Below are 16,175 nucleotides of genomic sequence, written 5' to 3' on the forward strand. Positions count from 1 at the left end.
TTATACCCGCGCGACGAGCCAGAGGGTTATACCCGCGCGACGAGAATGTGGAGGCGCAAGGGCGATGACGCGCAGCATCCTGATCACCGGCTGCTCATCAGGCATCGGGCTAGACGCGGCCCGCGCCCTGCGCGCGCGCGGCTGGCGCGTGCTCGCGACATGCCGCGCCGAGGCTGACTGCGAGCGCCTGCGCGGCGAGGGGCTGGAGAGCTTTGCGCTCGACTACGCCGACGAGGGCGGCGTTCTCGCCGCCGCCGCGACGGCGCTGGAGCGCACGGACGGCCGCCTCGACGCGACGTTCCACAACGGGGCCTACGCCATTCCCGGCTTCATCGAGGATCTGCCTACCGACGCGCTGCGCGCGATCTTCGAGGCGAACTTCATCGGCTGGCACGTCCTGACGCGGGCGCTGCTGCCGGCCATGCGCGCCCACGCCGCCGCCGGGGGGGGCGGCCGGCTCGTGTTCTGCTCCTCGGTGCTGGGCTTCGCGCCGGTGCGCTGGCGCGGCGCCTATGTCGCCACGAAGCACGCGCTGGAGGGCTACGCCGACGTGCTGCGCCTGGAGCTGCGCGGCGAGCCGCTGCGCGTCAGCCTGATCGAGCCCGGCCCCGTCGCGACAAGGTTCAACGAGAACGCGCGCGCCCAGTTCGCCCGCTGGATCGACCGCGACGCCTCGGCCCGGCGCGCCGACTACGCCGCCATCGACGCCCGCTACGGCGAGAATGCGAAGGAAAACGCCTTCTCCCTGCCGCCGGCCGCAGTCACGCGGAAGCTCGTCCACGCCGTCGAGAGCCCGCGGCCGAAGGCGCGCTACTACGTGACGACGCCGACCTATGCGGTGGCGGCGCTCAAGCGGCTGGCGCCGCGCGCCGCGCTCGACTGGCTGATGGCGAAGCAATGAACTCCACCCTGATCGGGCGCGCAGTGCGCCGCGTCACGCCGGCGCCGCTGCGGCGGATTTTCTCGGGCTTCTGGATGACGCCGATCCTGCTCGGCGCCATGGGCCTCGGCGCCGCCTTCGGCCTCAACGTCGTGCCGGAGCAGGCGCGCTGGCTCGGCGGACTGCTCGGCCCGCTCGACGAGGACGGCGCCCGCGCCGCGCTCTCGGCCGTCGCGGGCGCGGTGATCTCGGTCTTCTCCATCGTGCTCTCGCTCACCTTCGTGGCGCTGTCGCTCACGGCGCAGCAGCTCAGCCCGCGGATGCTGGATTTCGTGCTGCGCGAGACCATCGTGCAGGTGCTGACCGGCGCGACGCTGGCGACCTTCCTGTTCTGCGCCGCCTCGCTGAGCTTCGGCGGCGGCGAGACGTGGCGGCTCGGGCTCGCGACGCCGGTCGCCCTGACGCTCGCGACGCTGACGCTGGGCGTCGTGGTCGCCTTCGCCCATCGGATGACCGAGGTGATGCGGCCCGACGAGATGGTGGCGCGGCGCGGCGACGCCCTGCGCGGCGCGCTCGCGGCGGAGCTGAAGCCCGGCGCCCGCCGCAGCCGCGCGGCGGCGCCGCCGGCGGACCCCGCCGACCGCCTGCTCCTCAGCCCCTTCTCCGGCTATGTCGGCCTGATCGACGAGGCGGCGCTCGTGGCCATCGCGAAGCGGCGCGGCGGCGTGCTGGCCCTTGCCGCCGCCCCCGGCGCGTTCCTGCTCGCCGACGAGCCGTTGGCGCGGCTTGTCGGTGCCGGCCCCGCGCCGCTTGACGCCGCCGACGACGAGGCGCTGGCCGTCGCCCGGGCCATGGGGCTGAGCAACCGGACAGAGACCGGCACCGGCGCGCTCTACGAGGCCCGCGCGCTCGCCGAAGGCGGCATCCGGGCGCTCTCGCCGGGCGTGAACGACCCCGGCACGGCCATCGCCTGCATCAACCGCCTGATGGACGCGGCGGCGCGGCTCGCGACGGGAGACCCCGCGCCGAACGCGCGGGCCGACGGCGACGGCGCGCTGCGCCTCGTGCTGCGCCCGCTGGAGATGGCGCTGCTCGCGGACCGCGCCCTCGTTCCCCTCGCCTGGCATTCCCGCGGCGACAGCGAGGTGCGGGCGCACTACCGCAGGGTCGCCGAAGCCGTGCGCGAGCGGGCGGGCCCGCGCGACCGCCCGGCCCTCGATCTCGTCATCGAGACGCTCGACGCGCCGGACTGAGCGGCGCCCCCCCCCGCCCAGCGCCCCCCGCCCAGCGCCTCCGCGCGCGCAAATCCCTTCGCGGTTGCAACATCGGCCTGCGACCGTTAGTCCCGCCCGATGCGCCGCGCACGGGTTCGCGCCGGCGCGCGGGAAGCACGGGGAGGTCGCATGGCGCCGGCTGCACGGACGGGGATCGACTGGGGGCGGCTTCGGAGCGACTGGATCGGTCAGCCGCGGGCCGACCTCGTGGCGGGCCTCGTCGTCGCGCTGGCGCTGATCCCCGAGGCGATCGCCTTCTCGATCATCGCCGGCGTCGATCCGAAGGTCGGCCTTTTCGCCTCCTTCGCCATCGCCGTCGTCACCGCCATCGCCGGCGGGCGGCCGGGGATGATCTCGGCGGCGACCGCGGCGACGGCGGTTCTGTTCGTGACGCTGGTGAAGGACCACGGCCTGCAGTACCTGCTCGCCGCCTCGGTGCTGGCCGGCGTGCTGCAGATCGGCGCGGGGATGCTGAAGCTCGGCCGCGTCATGCGCTTCGTCTCGAAATCGGTGATGACCGGCTTCGTCAACGCGCTGGCGATCCTCATCTTCATGGCGCAGGTTCCAGAGCTGATCGGCGTGCCGACGCTTACCTATCCGATGGTCGCGGCCGGCCTCGCCATCCTCTACCTGCTGCCGATGCTGACCAGGGCGGTCCCGGCGCCGCTGGTCTGCATCGTCGCGCTGACCGCGGCGGCGGTCGCCTTCGGATGGGAGGTCCGCACGGTGGGGGACATGGGCGAGCTGCCCTCGACCCTGCCGGCGTTCCTGATCCCCGACATCCCGCTCACGCTGGAGACGCTGCTGATCATCCTGCCCTATTCGCTGGCGGTGGCCGTGGTTGGCCTGCTGGAGAGCCTGATGACGGCGCAGATCGTCGACGACCTGACCGACACGACGTCGGACAAGAACCGTGAATGCGTCGGCCAGGGCCTCGGCAACATCGCGTCGGGCTTCATCGGCGGCATGGCGGGCTGCGCGATGATCGGCCAGTCGGTGATCAACGTGCAGTCGGGCGGGCGCGGGCGGCTCTCCTGCTTCGCCGCAGGCGTGCTGCTGCTGTTCTTCATCGTGGTCCTCGGCGACCTGATCGCGATCATCCCGATGGCGGCGCTGGTGGCGGTGATGATCATGGTCTCCATCGGCACGTTCAGCTGGCGCTCGCTGGCGGCGCTGCGCGAGCACCCGCTCAGCTCCAGCGTGGTGATGCTGGCCACCGTCGTCGGCGTCGTCGCGACCCACAATCTCGCGATCGGGGTCGGGATCGGCGTGCTGCTTTCGGGCGTTTTCTTCGCCGCGAAGATCGCGCAGGTGTTCCGCGTCACGTCGCAGGCCGGCGCCGACGGGCGGTCGCGCACCTATACGGTGGAGGGGCAGCTCTTCTACGCCTCCAGCGAGGCGTTCCTGAAGTCGTTCGACTTCCGCGAGGCGCTTGAGCGCGTCACCATCGACATGAGCCGCGCCCATATCTGGGACGTGTCCAGCGTCGCCGCGGTGGACATGGCCGTGCTGAAGTTCCGTCGCGAGGGCGCGGAGGTGCGCCTCGTCGGGATGAACGAGGCCAGCGCGACCATCGTCGACCGGCTGGGCGAGGCCGACAGGCCCGGCGCGCTGGAAAAGCTGATGGGCCACTGAGGGGGATGCGCGGGATGAGCACGGTTCTGGCCTGCCTCGACGGATCGATCTACTCCGGCAGCGTCGCCGAGCATGCGGCCTGGGCGGCCCGCCGCCTCGGCGCGTCGGTGGAGCTGCTGCAGGTGCTGGGACGGCGCGACAGCGCCTCCGGCGACCGCTCGGGGCGCGTCTTCGTCGACGGCCAGCAGCGGCTGCTGGAGCAGCTCGCCGAGATGGACGCCGAGCGCTTCAAGCTCCTTCAGGCCAACGCAAGGCTGGTGCTGGAGGCGGCCCGCCAGCGCATCGAGGCGCTCGGCGTCTGCGAGATCGCCGTCACCCTGCGCACCGGCGACCTGATCGAGACCATGGCCGAGCGCGAGGAGACGGCCGAGATCGTCGTGGTCGGCAAGCGCGGCGAGGCGGCGGACTTCGCGAAGCTGCATCTGGGCTCCAACCTCGAACGCATCGTCCGCTCCAGCCGCCGCCCGGTGCTGATCGCCGCGCGCGCCTTCCGCGAGCCGAAGCGCGCGCTGATCGCCTTCGACGGCCGCTCCAAGGCGCAGGAGATGATCGCCGCCATCGCCGAGGCCCGCCTGCTCGGCGACGCGCAGTGCGATCTCGTCACGATCGGGGCCGAGACCGCCGAGGGCCGCCGGCGGCTGGACGACGCGAGCGCGCGACTCAAGGGCGGCGGCCTGCGCGTCACCGCGCGGTTCGAGCAGGGCCAGCCCGAGCGGACCATCCCCGAGATCGTCGCGCGCGACGGGATCGATCTTCTGGTGATGGGGGCCTACGGCCACTCCCAGCTGCGCAGCCTCGTGCTCGGCAGCACCACGTCGGAGGTGATCCGCGGCAGCCTCGTCTCGGCGCTGGTCTTCCGCTGAGCGGCCGCAGGCGCCCTTCCCGAGCCTGGGCGCGCCCGGCGCGCCTTTCCCGAGCCTGGGCGCGCCTCGCGCGCCTTTCCCGAGCATGGCGCCCCGCTCGCCCTTGCCGCGCGGCGCCCGCGGCGGGATGATGCCGGGCCGAGCGTCCCGCCCATCCGGAGCCGTCCCATGCAGGTCCGCGCCGCCATCCTTCGCGCCTTTCCCGCCGGGCGGCCCTATGCGGCCTCGCGACCGCTCTCTGTCGAGACGGTGACGCTCGCCGACCCGGGCCCCGGCGAGGTGCTGGTGCGCATCGCCTTCGCCGGGCTCTGCCACTCCGACCTCTCCGTGATCAACGGCGACCGGCCCCGCCCGATGCCGATGGCGCTTGGCCACGAAGCGTCGGGCTTCGTCGAGCGCTGTGGGCCGGGCGTCGACGACCTGAAGCCGGGCGACCCCGTGGCGCTGGTGTTCGTGCCCTCCTGCGGCTGCTGCGCCCCCTGCGCGGAGGGCCGGCCTGCGCTCTGCGAGCCCGGCGCGGCGGCCAATGGCGCGGGCACGCTGCTCTCGGGCGCGCGGCGCATCTCCGTGGGCGGCGCGCCGGTGCACCACCATGTCGGCGTCTCCGCCTTCGCCGAGGCCGCGGTGGTCTCGCGCCGCTCGCTCGTGCCGATCCCCCGCGAGACGCCGATGGATCTCGCCGCGCTGTTTGGCTGCGGCGTGCTGACGGGCGTCGGCGCGGCGGTCAACACCGCCGAGGTCCGGCCCGGCGAGAGCGTCGCGGTGATCGGCCTCGGCGGCGTCGGGCTGTCGGCGGTGCTGGGCGCGCTTGCGGCGGGCGCCGCGACCGTGGCCGCGCTCGACGTCAATCCAGCCAAGCGCGAGGCCGCCTTAGCCCTGGGCGCCGCCTGCGCCTTCGACGCGGGCGACCCCGACTGCGCCGAGGCGCTGCGCGACGCGACCGGCGGCGGCGTCCACGCCGCGATCGAGACGGCCGGCGTCGCGGCGGCGTTCACGCTGGCCTGGGAGGTCACGCGGCGGGGCGGGCGCACGGTCACGGCCAGCCTCGCCAACCCCGCCGTGACCGTGGGCTTTCCGCAGGTGCGGCTTGTGGCGGAGGAGCGCACCGTAAGGGGCAGCTATCTCGGCGGCGGCGTGCCGGGCCGCGACATTCCCCGATACATGGCGCTGCAGGCGCAGGGCCGGCTGCCGGTGGAGAGGCTGATGACCGGGCGCTGCGGCCTCGACGCCGTCAACGAGGGCTTCGACCTGCTGGCGGAGGGCCTCGCGATCCGCCACCTGATCGACCTGTCGGCCTGACGCGCGGCGGCCTGAAGCGTGGCGGCCTAAAGCGTGGGCGCCGTCAGAGACTGTTGTCGAAGTCGTTGATGTCGCGCTCGCCCGCCGAGCGCCCCCGCGAAGGCCGGCCGAAGGCGCGCGTCAGACCCCACCAGGCTGCGAGCGCCAGCGCCGCCCAGACCGCGAGCAGCCACAGCGCGAGCCGAGGCGTCTCCGCCAGCGCCCCGCCCGCCAGCGCAGCCACGCCCGCCATCGCCGCGGCCGACAGTCCGAAGCCGAGCAGGATGTAGCCCGGCGCCAGGATCTCCAGCGCCGCGAGCGCGCACGCGGCGGCCAGCCAGATCCACGGGTCGAGCAGCAGCGCGGTCACGCGCCGCCCCCGCTCCACGGCCCGGAAGCCGCGCCGAGCCCCCCCGACGACGACGCGCCGCCGGAGGAGGAGCCTGCGGCGGGCGGCGTCGCGAAGGAGGACTGGGGCGACGGCGCCATCGAAGCGCCTCGGCCCGGCGGCGGCGGCGTCGGGCGCGGCCCGGCGGGCAACCCGCCGTCGGCCAGCAGCGCGGCGGCGCGCGTGAAGCCGTCGGCGACGTCGCCGGGGATCATCACCAGCTTCGCGTTCGGGCTGGACGCCAGGGCCAGCACGGCGGCGATCTGGCGCTCGGCGATCTGGAAGCTCGCCGGCTCCGCCCCGTGCTCGGCGATGGCCCGCCCGATCACGCCGTTGGCGTAGGCGGTGGCGTCGGCGGTGACGCGCACGGCCTCGGCCTCGCGCTGCCGTTCGTAGAGCGCCGCGTCCGCCGACAGCTCCACCGCGCGGCGCTCGCCCTCGGCGCGGGTGATGGTGGCGCGACGGGCGCGCTCGGCCTCCAGCACCTCCGCCATGGCGCGCTGGATGCTGTCGGTCAGCTGCACGTCGGTGATCTCGGCGCGCGATATGACGATGCCGTAGTCGTCCCCCGCGGCGGCCAGCGCGGCCCTGATGGCGAGGTTGAGGCTCTCGCGGTCCTGCTGGACCATGTCGAGCTCGACCTTGCCGATCTCCGCGCGCACGAGGCTCTTGACCAGCCCGACCACGAGATCGCGGATGTCGTTGACGCGGAACGTCGCCAGTTCCGGCACCTTCACGCGATAGACCACCAGCAACTCGATGGAGAACACGACGTTGTCCTTCGAGACCACGTCGAGCCGGATGTCGTTCAGCACCTGATCGGCGATGGAGACCCGCGCGTGCACCTTGTCGATGACCGGAATGATGAGGTTGACGCCCGCGCCGAGGGTCTTGCGATAGGCTCCCAGCCGCGTGACGACGTATTCCTCGCTCTGCGGCACGATCCGCACGCCAGCCAGAACCAGCAGGATCAGCAGGATCACGCCGACCGCGAGGGCGATGCTGGCGGGGTCGAGCGCGAAGGCGGGCTGCATGGCGATCTCCTCGCGCACGGTGCGGCGCTGTGTTTCTCATATCGTCATGCGGGGCGCCAAACCAAGCGGCGTCCGCCGCGGGTTTGCGTCGAATGCGCCTGTTCGCTGGCCATCGGGCGGCCCGCGCTCCTACAGTGTCTTCAGACGGAATGCGCCCCGGAGGCCCTGCGCAAGATGAACGCCCCGCCCAAGATCGTCCGCCGCCCGTCGGTCTGCCCGCATGACTGCCCGTCCGCCTGCGCGCTCGACGTCGAGGTGATCGACGGCGCGACGATCGGCCGGGTGCGCGGCGCGGCGGACCAGAGCTACACCGACGGCGTGATCTGCGCGAAGGTCGCACGCTACGCCGAGCGCATCCACCACCCCGACAGGCTGACGCGGCCGCTGCGCCGCTCGGGGCCGAAGGGCTCGGGCCGCTTCGAGCCGGTCTCCTGGGACGAGGCGCTCGACGAGATCGCGGCGCGGCTGCTGGCGGCGGAGGCGCGGCTCGGGCCCGAGACGGTCTGGCCCTACTACTACGCCGGCACCATGGGGCTGGTGATGCGCGACGGGATCAACCGGCTGCGCCATGCGAAGCGCTATTCCGGCATGTACGCCAGCATCTGCACCAACATGGCCTGGACCGGCTTCATGGCGGGGACAGGGCGTCTGGCGGGCGTCGATCCGCGCGAGATGGCTCTGTCGGACTGCGTGGTGATCTGGGGCACCAACGCCGTGGCCACCCAGGTCAACGTGATGCGCCATGCGACGAAGGCCCGGCGCGAGCGCGGCGCAAAGATCGTCGCAGTCGACATCTACCGCAACGCCACCGTCGAGCAGGCGGATCTGGCGCTGATCCTGAAGCCGGGCACGGACGCCGCGCTGGCCTGCGCCGTGATGCATGTCCTGTTCCGCGACGGGCTGGCGGATCGCGCGTGGATGGCCGCGCACGCCGACGCGCCCGAGGCGCTGGAGGCGCATCTGGCCACCCGCACGCCGCAATGGGCGGCGGCGATCACCGGGCTATCGGTCGAGGAGATCGAGGCCTTCGCGCATCTCGTGGGCGCGCGCAAGCGCAGTTACTTCCGGCTCGGTTACGGCTTCACGCGCCAGCGCAACGGCGCCGCGGCGATGCACGCCGCGCTCTGCATCCCCGCCGTCACCGGCGCCTGGGCGCATGAGGGCGGCGGGGCGTTCCACAACAACGGCGCGATCTACCACTGGGACAAGGCGCTGATCGAGGGCCACGACCTGCGCGACCCCGCCGTGCGCATCCTCGACCAGAGCCGGATCGGCCGCGTGCTGACCGGCGACGCCGAGGCGCTGTGCGGCGGCCCGCCGGTGACGGCGCTCTTCATCCAGAACACCAATCCGGTCTCGGTGGCGCCGGAGCAGGCGCTGGTGAAGGCCGGTTTCGCGCGCGAGGACCTGTTCACCGCCGTGCACGAGCAGTTCATGACCGAGACCGCCGCGATGGCCGACATCGTGCTGCCCGCCACGATGTTCCTCGAACACGACGACCTCTATCAGGGCGGCGGGCACAGCCATGTGATGTGGGGCGGCAGGCTGGTGGACGCGCCCGGCGAATGCCGCTCGAACCATGAAGTCATCTCCGCGCTGGCGGCGCGGCTGGGCGCCGAGCATCCCGGCTTCGCGATGACCCCGCGCGAGATCGCCGACGCCACCCTGCGCGCCTCCGGCCACGGGACGCTGGCCGATCTGGAGGCGCGCAGCTGGCTCGACGTGCAGCCGCCGCCCGAGACCGCGCATTACCGCGACGGCTTCGCCTGGCCCGGCGGCAGGTTCCGCTTCCGCGCCGACTGGCCCGCCACGCCCTACGCCCACGCCGGACCTATGGGGCCGATCGGGGCGATGCCGACGCTGCCCGACCAGTGGGACGCGATCGAACTGGCCGACGCCGCCCGCCCCTTCCGCCTCGCCACCAGCCCCGCGCGCAACTTCCTCAACTCCACCTTCACCGAGACGCCCGGCTCGCTGGGCCGCGAGGGCGCGCCCTCGGTGATGATCCACCCCGAGGACGCGGCGGCGCTGGGGCTGGAGGAGGGCGGGCAGGTCGAACTCGGCAACGCCCGCGGGTCGGTGCTGCTTGCGGCGAAGCTCTTCGACGGCGTGAGGCGCGGCGTCCTGATCGCCGAGGGCGTCTGGCCCAACGCCGCCCATAAGGGCGGGCGCGGGATCAACACGCTCGTCGGGGCCGACCCGGTGGCCCCCTTCGGCGGCGCGGCGTTCCACGATGTCGCCGTCTGGGCGCGCCCCGCATGAGCGCGCCCGGCATGAGCGCTTCCGGCGACATCGCGCGCCGCATCGCGCAGGGCCGCGGCGACGCGCCCGCCGACCTCGTCCTGCGCGGCGGCGCGACGCTCGACCTCGTGACCGGCGAGATGATCGCCGGCGACGTCGCCATCTGCCGCGAGACCATCGTCGGCGTCGGCGAGGACTACGAGAGCGACCGGGTGATCGACGTGCAGGGGGCCGTCCTCGTCCCCGGCTTCATCGACGCGCATCTGCATATCGAGAGCAGCCTCGTCACGCCCTTCGAATTCGACCGCTGCGTGGCGCCGCGCGGCGTGACGACCGCGATCTGCGACCCCCACGAGATCGCCAACGTGCTGGGGCTGGAGGGGCTGCGCTACTTCCTCGACGCGAGCGCCCGCACCGTCATGGACATCCGCGTTATGCTGTCCTCCTGCGTGCCCTCCACGACGATGGAGACCAGCGGCGCGGAACTCGGCGCCGAGGCGCTCGCGGCGCTGATGGACCATCCGCGCGCGCTGGGTCTGGCGGAGTTCATGAACTACCCCGGCGTGATCCACCGCGACCCCGGCTGCCTCGAGAAGCTGGAAGCGTTTCGCGGCCGCCACATCGACGGCCATGCGCCGCTGCTCTCGGGGCGCGATCTCAACGCCTACATCGCCGCCGGGGTGCGGACCGAGCACGAGGCGACGACGGCGGCGGAGGCGCGCGAGAAGCTGCGCAAGGGAATGCGCGTGCTGATCCGCGAGGGGTCCGTCTCCAAGGATCTGCACGCGCTGGCGGAGGTGCTGGACGAGCGCACCGCGCCCTATCTCTGCCTCTGCACCGATGACCGCAATCCGCTCGACATCGGCGAGGAAGGCCATCTCGACCACATGATCCGCACGCTGATCGCGCTGGGCCGGTCGCCGCTGGCGGCCTATCGCGCGGCGAGCCTGTCGGCGGCGGAGGCGTTCGGCCTGAAGGATCGCGGGCTGATCGCGCCGGGCAGGCGGGCCGACATCGCCGTGCTCGACACGCTGGAGGATTGCCGCGCGCGCCTCGTGATGTGCGGCGGGCGCGTCGCCGACGACGCGGCCTTCGCGGCGCGCGAGACGATCCCGCCGGTGGGCCGGGCCTCGGTGAAGGCGCGGCCCGTGGCGGCGGAGGATTTCCGCTGGCCCGGCGCCAGTCCCGCGCCCGTCATCGGCGTCATACCCGGCAAGATCATCACAGAGCACCTGACCGAGACCGTCGCCGTGACGGACGGCGACCGCCGCCCCGACCCCGAGGCCGGCCTCGCCCGCATCGCCGTCATCGAGCGCCACGGGCGCAACGGCGGCATGGCCTGCGGGCTGGTGCGCGGCTTCGACCTGCGGGGCGGCGCCATCGGCTCGACGCTCTGCCACGACCACCACAACATCGCCGTCGTCGGCGCCGACTACGCCGACATGGCGCTGGCGGCGAACCGGCTTGGCGAGATCGAGGGCGGCTTCGTCGTCGTCGCGGGGGGCGTGGTGCTTGCAGAACTGCCGTTGCCGATGGCGGGGCTGATGAGCCTCGCCAGCTTCGAGGAGGTGCGCGAGACGCTCATCGACCTGCGCGCCGCGGCGCGCAGCCTGGGCGTGACGCTCGCGGAGCCGTTCCTGCAACTGGCCTTCCTCGCCCTGCCGGTGATCCCGCACCTCAAGATCACCGACAGGGGCCTCGTGGACGTCGACCGCTTCGCGCTGATCGACGGCTGAACGAAAGCTCAGGCCGTCAGCCCCTCCGGGTCGGGCAGGCCCACGCTGCGATGGGCGGAAGTGAGCGTGTTGGCGAGCAGGCAGGCGATGGTCATCGGCCCGACCCCGCCGGGCACCGGCGTCACCGCGCCCGCGACCTCCATCGCCTCGGCGAAGTGCACGTCGCCGACGAGGCGCGTCTTGCCCTCGGGCGTCTCGATGCGGTTGATGCCGACGTCGATCACCGTGGCGCCGGGCCTGATCCAGCTCCCGCGGACCATCTCGGGCCGGCCCACGGCGGCGACGAGGATATCGGCGCCCCGGCACACCGCCTCGATGTCCTTCGTGCGCGAGTGCGCGATGGTGACGGTGCAGCTGTCCTTGAGCAGAAGCTGCGCCATCGGCTTGCCGACGATGTTGGAGCGGCCCAGCACCACCGCGTTCATCCCGCTGAGCGAGCCGTGGCGGTCGCGCAGCAGCATCAGCGAGCCCAGCGGCGTGCAGGGGACCATGGCCTTGAGCCCGGCGCCGAGCCGGCCGACATTGGAGATGTGGAAGCCGTCGACGTCCTTGTCGGCGGAGACCGAGTTGATCACGAGGTCGGCGTCGACATGGTCGGGCAGGGGCAGCTGGACGAGGATGCCGTTCACCGCCGGGTCGGCGTTCAGCTTCTCCACCAGCGCCAGGATGTCGGCCTGCGGCGTGTCGGCGGGCAGACGGTGCTCGAAGCTCTCCATGCCCGCCTCAAGCGTCTGACGGTGCTTGTTGCGGACATAGACCTGGCTCGCGGGGTCTTCGCCGACCAGCACCACGGCGAGGCCGGGGGTGAAGCCCTGCGACGCCTTGAACGCCGCCACCCCTTCGGCGACGCGGGCGCGAATGCCCGCGGCGAAGGCCTTTCCGTCGATCACATCGGCAGTCATTGAGAAGTCCCCTCGGGTGTTGAGAAAGTCGCGGGCCGCGGCGCGCCCCCCGACGCGCCGCGGCCCGGATCGCGCACAGGCGTCTACTGCGCCGGCTTGAGCGCGCCGGCCGAACGGAGGCGCTTGATGATCGGCAGGGCGAACAGGATCACCGAGATCGCCATCAGCGTGCCCGAGATGGGGCGGGTGAAGAAGGTGGTCATGTCGCCCTGCGACGAGATCAGCGACTGCCGCAGAGACTGCTCCATCAGCGGCCCAAGCACCAGCGCGAGCACCAGCGGGGCCATCGGATAGTTGGTCTTGCGCAGCACGAAGGCGCCGAAGCCGAACAGCACGATCATCCAGACGTCGTGCATCCGCGCATTAGGGGCGTAGCCGCCGACGACGCAGAGCGTCAGCACCACGGCGGTCAGCACAGGGAACGGCATGCGCAGCGCCCAGACGAACAGCGGGATCAGCGCGATGTTGACGATCACCGCAAAGACGTTCGCCGTGTAGAGGCTGGAGATCAGCCCCCATACGAAGCCCGGCTGCTCGATGAAAAGCATCGGGCCGGGCGTAAGTCCCCACATCACCATGCCGCCGAGCAGCAGCGCCGTCGTCGGCGAGCCCGGGATCCCCAGCGTGAGCATCGGCAGCAGCGAGCCGGTCGACGCCGCGTTGTTGGCCGCCTCCGGCGCGACCACGCCCTCGACCTCGCCCTTGCCGAAATTCTCGGGGTTCTTCGAGCCGGAGCGGGCGAGGCCGTAGGCCATGAGCGCCGCCGGCGTCGCGCCCGCCGCCGGCAGCACGCCGACGAAGAAGCCCAGCACGGAGCCCATGGTCATCGTCCTGACCGTGCGCCCCAGCTTCTTCACGCCGTCCACGAGGTCGCGGAAGCCGATGCGGGCGTTCATCACCTTTGGCGATCCCCGCGTCTCCTCGATCGTCCAGAGCACCTCGCCGACGCCGTAGACGCCGATCGCGAGGATCAGGAAGCTGATCCCGCTGTAGAAGCCCGGCAGATCGAAGAAGACCAGCCGCGGGTTGCCCGAGATCATGTCCAGCCCGACGGTGCTGAGCGCGAGACCGAACAGGATCATCATCATGGTCTTCACCACGTCGTCGCCGCCGAGGCCGACGAAGGTGGTGAAGGCCAGCAGCACCAGGGCGAATTCCTCAGGCGGGCCGAAGGCGAGCGCGAACTCGGCCAGCGGCGCGGCCAGGATCGTGAACAGCACCACCGAGATCGTCCCGCCGACGAAGGAGGCGACGGCGGCGGCGATGAGGGCCAGCCCCGCCTCGCCCTTCTGCGCCATCGGCCGCCCGTCGAACGTCGTGGCGACCGCGGTCGAGGCGCCGGGGATGCCGAGCAGGATCGAACTGATCGCGCCGCCATACATCGCGCCGTAATAGACCGCCGCGAGGAAGATGATCGCCGACTCCGGCGGCACGATGAACGTCATCGGCAGCAGGATCGCGACGCCGTTCACCGAGCCGAGCCCCGGCATGGCGCCGATGAAGAGCCCCGCCGTGACGCCGACCAGAACCACCGCCAGGTTCAGAGGCGAGAGCGAGACCGCGAATCCGTCGGCCAGGTATGAAAGCATGTCCATGGCGGCGCCCCCCTCAGAAGAACATTGCGTAGAGCGGGTAGAACCACGGTTCAGTCCAGCCCTTCGGCAGCAATATCTTCAGCGACACCTCGAAGAAGAAGAACATGAACAGCACGGTCCCCACGGAAAGCAGAATCGGCGTGACCCATCCCGTCTTTCCGATCACCTTCAGGTAGCCGATCATGAAGGCGGGAATGGCGATGTATGCGCCGACCAACGGCAGCAGCGCCACCATTGCGACCAGTCCGCCAGCCGCGACAGCCATCTGACCGCTCGCCGCCGGGTGGATGAAGATCGCCACGCGCTTGAAGCGCGGCGCGACGCGGGTCTCGCGCCACAGGATCAGCGCGGCGCAGACGAACATCCCGGCCGAGAGCCAGAACGGGAACGCGCCGCCGCCGGGCCCCGCCTCGGGAACCCATCCGATCGGCAGCGCCGTTGCGAGGACCATGAACCACACCGACAGGCCCATCAGGACCAGAGCGGTCGCCAGTTCGGCGATACGCATCGCACGTCTCCAGACTATGACTCACTGTGGCGCCGGCGGGGCGGCTGGGCCCACGCCGGCGCAGGGTCGGAGCGGCGGCTCAGGCCCCGAGCGACGCCAGCAGCTTGGCGTGCTTTTCGCGCTCTCCGAGGAAGTACGCCTGAAGCTCCTCGCCCATCAGGAGATCGGTGACGAGGGCGTTCTTCGCGGCGTACTCCTTCCACTCGGGGATCTCGGCGAGCTTGCCCATCATGGTCTGGTAGAAGGCGGTCTGCTCGGACGAGAGGCCGCCCGGCGCGACGAAGCTGCGCTGCATCTCGTAGGTGAGATCGTGCCCGAGTTCGCGCATGGTCGGCACGTCCGGCATGGCGGGGATGCGCTCGGCCGTGAAGGCCCCCAGCGGGGTCACGCGGTCGGCCTGCGCGAAGGACAGCGCCTCGGACGGGTTGTTCACCGTGCTGTCGATGTGGCCGCCGACGAGCGCCTTGGCGACGTCGCCGCCGCCGTTGAACGGCACATAGACGTATTTCAGGCCGAATTCCTGCTCGAGCATGGCGGTCAGCAGGCTGTCCTCCTGCCCGGTGCCGGTGCCGCCCATCTTCCAGGAGCCGCCGGCGGCCCTGACCGCCTCGACATACTGCTCCAGCGACGTGATCCCGGAATCGGTGCGGACCCAGAGCGCGAAGGTGTCCTGCGCCATGCGGGCGATCGGGGTGAACTCCGCGATGTCCACGCCGATGTCGGTGCGCAGCGGCGTCGTGTAGTAGCTGTTGAGCGTGGCCATGATGACATGCGGATCGCCCTGCTTGTCCTTCAGGTAGCGCAGCGCCTCGGCGCCGGAGCCGCCGCCCTTGTTCACCGGCAGGATCGGCATGGGCGAAAGGTCGTTCTTCTGGATGATCGACTGGAAGAGTCGCGCGAGACGGTCGGCGCCGCCGCCCTGGCCACCCATGATCACCATCTCGATCGGCTTCACCGGACGCCAGTCCGCGGCCATGGCCGGACGCAGCCCGAAGCTCGCGGCGGTCGCGGCGGCGGCGACGCCGCCAAGGGCCATGCGGCGCGAAATCATCTTGGTCATGCACTTCCTCCCATCGTTTCTGAGCGAACGTTCGCGACGAGATGCCGCAGCCATGCGCAATGACAAGGGGGTAGCCGACTGACGCGCAACAATCAATCACCCTCGAAGGATCAACTGGAAGAACATTGCGACACCTTACGGAGGATGGTCGGCTCACCCGAAAGAGGGCCCGGCGGCCCGCGGGAACCGGCAAGTCGCCGCAAAGGATGGGCGCTTGCCGCGCCATCGGCCCTCTGCGCGCCGAGCGCCGCAGGGGCAGAGCGGCGGCGACTTCGCGATCTGCGCCACGGGGCCACCGCCCCCTTCATCGAGAGGCGACGCGAATCCGCGAGTCCCGGAATCCGACACGCCCGAAAAGGCACGAACCACGAACATTTCGGGCTGCTCGCGCACCGTTCCGCGGTGCGTCGCGCAGGGGCTCCTCGAGGGTCGCCGGCCACGAAGCAGCCTCGGTCGCGCTCCCGGTCCGTGGCGCAGCCGTCGCGCGGGGCGGCGCCCGTCCCCACTCGCGACGGCGATGATTCGCGACGGGGCTGGGAGCAAGCCCGCCGCCGCGAGCGATGCGCCGCATGGCGGCGCCACCTTCGAAACGCCCCGTTTCGGGGCAGGGTCGCCGAGAATCACCGCAAGGCGCCCCCCGCGGATTTGCGAACGGGTGGCGCGACAGGGCGCCGCACGGGTGATGCCGAGATCACCCGCAGGGTGATGATGCGCGAATGCTGCGTCGCAAAATTATGGTGTTCAAAGTACTGATAATACAGCGCTGCGCCGCATATACTCG

The 16,175-nt window shown here is 71.8% G+C and carries 13 protein-coding genes; 7 read left to right on the plus strand and 6 right to left on the minus strand.

Annotated features, from left to right (window positions below; all coding sequences use genetic code 11):
* The first annotated feature begins 64 nt into the window (after positions 1-64).
* The 5 genes from BLW43_RS12955 (at position 65) to BLW43_RS12975 (ending at position 5,951) form a co-directional block, all read left to right on the plus strand.
* Positions 65-901, plus strand: a complete 837-nt coding sequence (locus tag BLW43_RS12955) for an SDR family NAD(P)-dependent oxidoreductase (RefSeq protein WP_093254068.1) — start codon at positions 65-67, stop codon at positions 899-901.
* Positions 898-2,133, plus strand: coding sequence for a DUF2254 family protein (locus BLW43_RS12960; RefSeq protein WP_093254070.1), 1,236 nt, complete (start codon positions 898-900; stop codon positions 2,131-2,133). Before BLW43_RS12955 ends, BLW43_RS12960 begins: the two co-directional genes overlap by 4 nt.
* Positions 2,134-2,283: 150 nt before the next feature.
* Complete coding sequence (locus BLW43_RS12965; RefSeq protein ID WP_093254072.1) at positions 2,284-3,789, plus strand: SulP family inorganic anion transporter; 1,506 nt, start codon at positions 2,284-2,286, stop codon at positions 3,787-3,789.
* Between the two features lie 14 nt (positions 3,790-3,803).
* On the plus strand, positions 3,804-4,652 hold the full coding sequence (locus BLW43_RS12970; RefSeq protein ID WP_093254145.1) for a universal stress protein: 849 nt from the start codon (positions 3,804-3,806) through the stop codon (positions 4,650-4,652).
* 168 nt (positions 4,653-4,820) lie between these two features.
* Positions 4,821-5,951: an alcohol dehydrogenase catalytic domain-containing protein gene (locus BLW43_RS12975; RefSeq protein ID WP_093254073.1), complete on the plus strand. Its 1,131-nt coding sequence runs from the start codon at positions 4,821-4,823 to the stop codon at positions 5,949-5,951.
* A gap of 43 nt (positions 5,952-5,994) precedes the next feature.
* Here BLW43_RS12975 and BLW43_RS12980 read toward each other — a convergent pair whose 3' ends face one another.
* Positions 5,995-6,300, minus strand: coding sequence for a hypothetical protein (locus BLW43_RS12980; RefSeq protein WP_139284051.1), 306 nt, complete (start codon positions 6,298-6,300; stop codon positions 5,995-5,997).
* Entirely contained in the window at positions 6,297-7,352 is a 1,056-nt protein-coding gene (locus BLW43_RS12985; protein ID WP_139284052.1) for an SPFH domain-containing protein, read from the minus strand. The genes BLW43_RS12980 and BLW43_RS12985 overlap by 4 nt, the downstream gene beginning before the upstream one ends.
* A gap of 174 nt (positions 7,353-7,526) precedes the next feature.
* On the opposite strand from BLW43_RS12985, the gene BLW43_RS12990 reads away from it, so the two are divergent.
* Positions 7,527-9,614, plus strand: a complete 2,088-nt coding sequence (locus tag BLW43_RS12990) for a molybdopterin-containing oxidoreductase family protein (RefSeq protein WP_093254078.1) — start codon at positions 7,527-7,529, stop codon at positions 9,612-9,614.
* An 11-nt stretch (positions 9,615-9,625) separates the two neighbouring features.
* Positions 9,626-11,329, plus strand: coding sequence for an adenine deaminase (gene ade, locus BLW43_RS12995; RefSeq protein ID WP_093254147.1), 1,704 nt, complete (start codon positions 9,626-9,628; stop codon positions 11,327-11,329).
* 8 nt (positions 11,330-11,337) lie between these two features.
* Here ade and folD read toward each other — a convergent pair whose 3' ends face one another.
* The 4 genes from folD to BLW43_RS13015 form a co-directional block, all read right to left on the minus strand.
* On the minus strand, positions 11,338-12,231 hold the full coding sequence (folD, locus tag BLW43_RS13000) for a bifunctional methylenetetrahydrofolate dehydrogenase/methenyltetrahydrofolate cyclohydrolase FolD (RefSeq protein WP_093254080.1): 894 nt from the start codon (positions 12,229-12,231) through the stop codon (positions 11,338-11,340).
* Between the two features lie 83 nt (positions 12,232-12,314).
* Positions 12,315-13,826 (minus strand): tripartite tricarboxylate transporter permease, encoded by a 1,512-nt coding sequence (locus BLW43_RS13005; protein WP_093254082.1) that lies wholly within the window; start codon positions 13,824-13,826, stop codon positions 12,315-12,317.
* Between the two features lie 13 nt (positions 13,827-13,839).
* Positions 13,840-14,334, minus strand: coding sequence for a tripartite tricarboxylate transporter TctB family protein (locus BLW43_RS13010; RefSeq protein WP_093254084.1), 495 nt, complete (start codon positions 14,332-14,334; stop codon positions 13,840-13,842).
* A 79-nt stretch (positions 14,335-14,413) separates the two neighbouring features.
* On the minus strand, positions 14,414-15,394 hold the full coding sequence (locus tag BLW43_RS13015) for a Bug family tripartite tricarboxylate transporter substrate binding protein (protein WP_093254086.1): 981 nt from the start codon (positions 15,392-15,394) through the stop codon (positions 14,414-14,416).
* Positions 15,395-16,175 lie beyond the last annotated feature (781 nt).

This window comes from Rubrimonas cliftonensis (genome assembly GCF_900107585.1).
GTDB lineage: Bacteria > Pseudomonadota > Alphaproteobacteria > Rhodobacterales > Rhodobacteraceae > Rubrimonas > Rubrimonas cliftonensis.

Coding starts and splice junctions, on each gene's coding strand:
- BLW43_RS12955 (WP_093254068.1), top strand. CDS start 65: ATGACGCGCAGCATCCTGATCACCGGCTGCTCATCAGGCATCGGGCTA.
- BLW43_RS12960 (WP_093254070.1), top strand. CDS start 898: ATGAACTCCACCCTGATCGGGCGCGCAGTGCGCCGCGTCACGCCGGCG.
- BLW43_RS12965 (WP_093254072.1), top strand. CDS start 2,284: ATGGCGCCGGCTGCACGGACGGGGATCGACTGGGGGCGGCTTCGGAGC.
- BLW43_RS12970 (WP_093254145.1), top strand. CDS start 3,804: ATGAGCACGGTTCTGGCCTGCCTCGACGGATCGATCTACTCCGGCAGC.
- BLW43_RS12975 (WP_093254073.1), top strand. CDS start 4,821: ATGCAGGTCCGCGCCGCCATCCTTCGCGCCTTTCCCGCCGGGCGGCCC.
- BLW43_RS12985 (WP_139284052.1), bottom strand. CDS start 7,352: ATGCAGCCCGCCTTCGCGCTCGACCCCGCCAGCATCGCCCTCGCGGTC.
- BLW43_RS12990 (WP_093254078.1), top strand. CDS start 7,527: ATGAACGCCCCGCCCAAGATCGTCCGCCGCCCGTCGGTCTGCCCGCAT.
- ade (WP_093254147.1), top strand. CDS start 9,626: ATGAGCGCTTCCGGCGACATCGCGCGCCGCATCGCGCAGGGCCGCGGC.
- folD (WP_093254080.1), bottom strand. CDS start 12,231: ATGACTGCCGATGTGATCGACGGAAAGGCCTTCGCCGCGGGCATTCGC.
- BLW43_RS13005 (WP_093254082.1), bottom strand. CDS start 13,826: ATGGACATGCTTTCATACCTGGCCGACGGATTCGCGGTCTCGCTCTCG.
- BLW43_RS13010 (WP_093254084.1), bottom strand. CDS start 14,334: ATGCGTATCGCCGAACTGGCGACCGCTCTGGTCCTGATGGGCCTGTCG.
- BLW43_RS13015 (WP_093254086.1), bottom strand. CDS start 15,394: ATGACCAAGATGATTTCGCGCCGCATGGCCCTTGGCGGCGTCGCCGCC.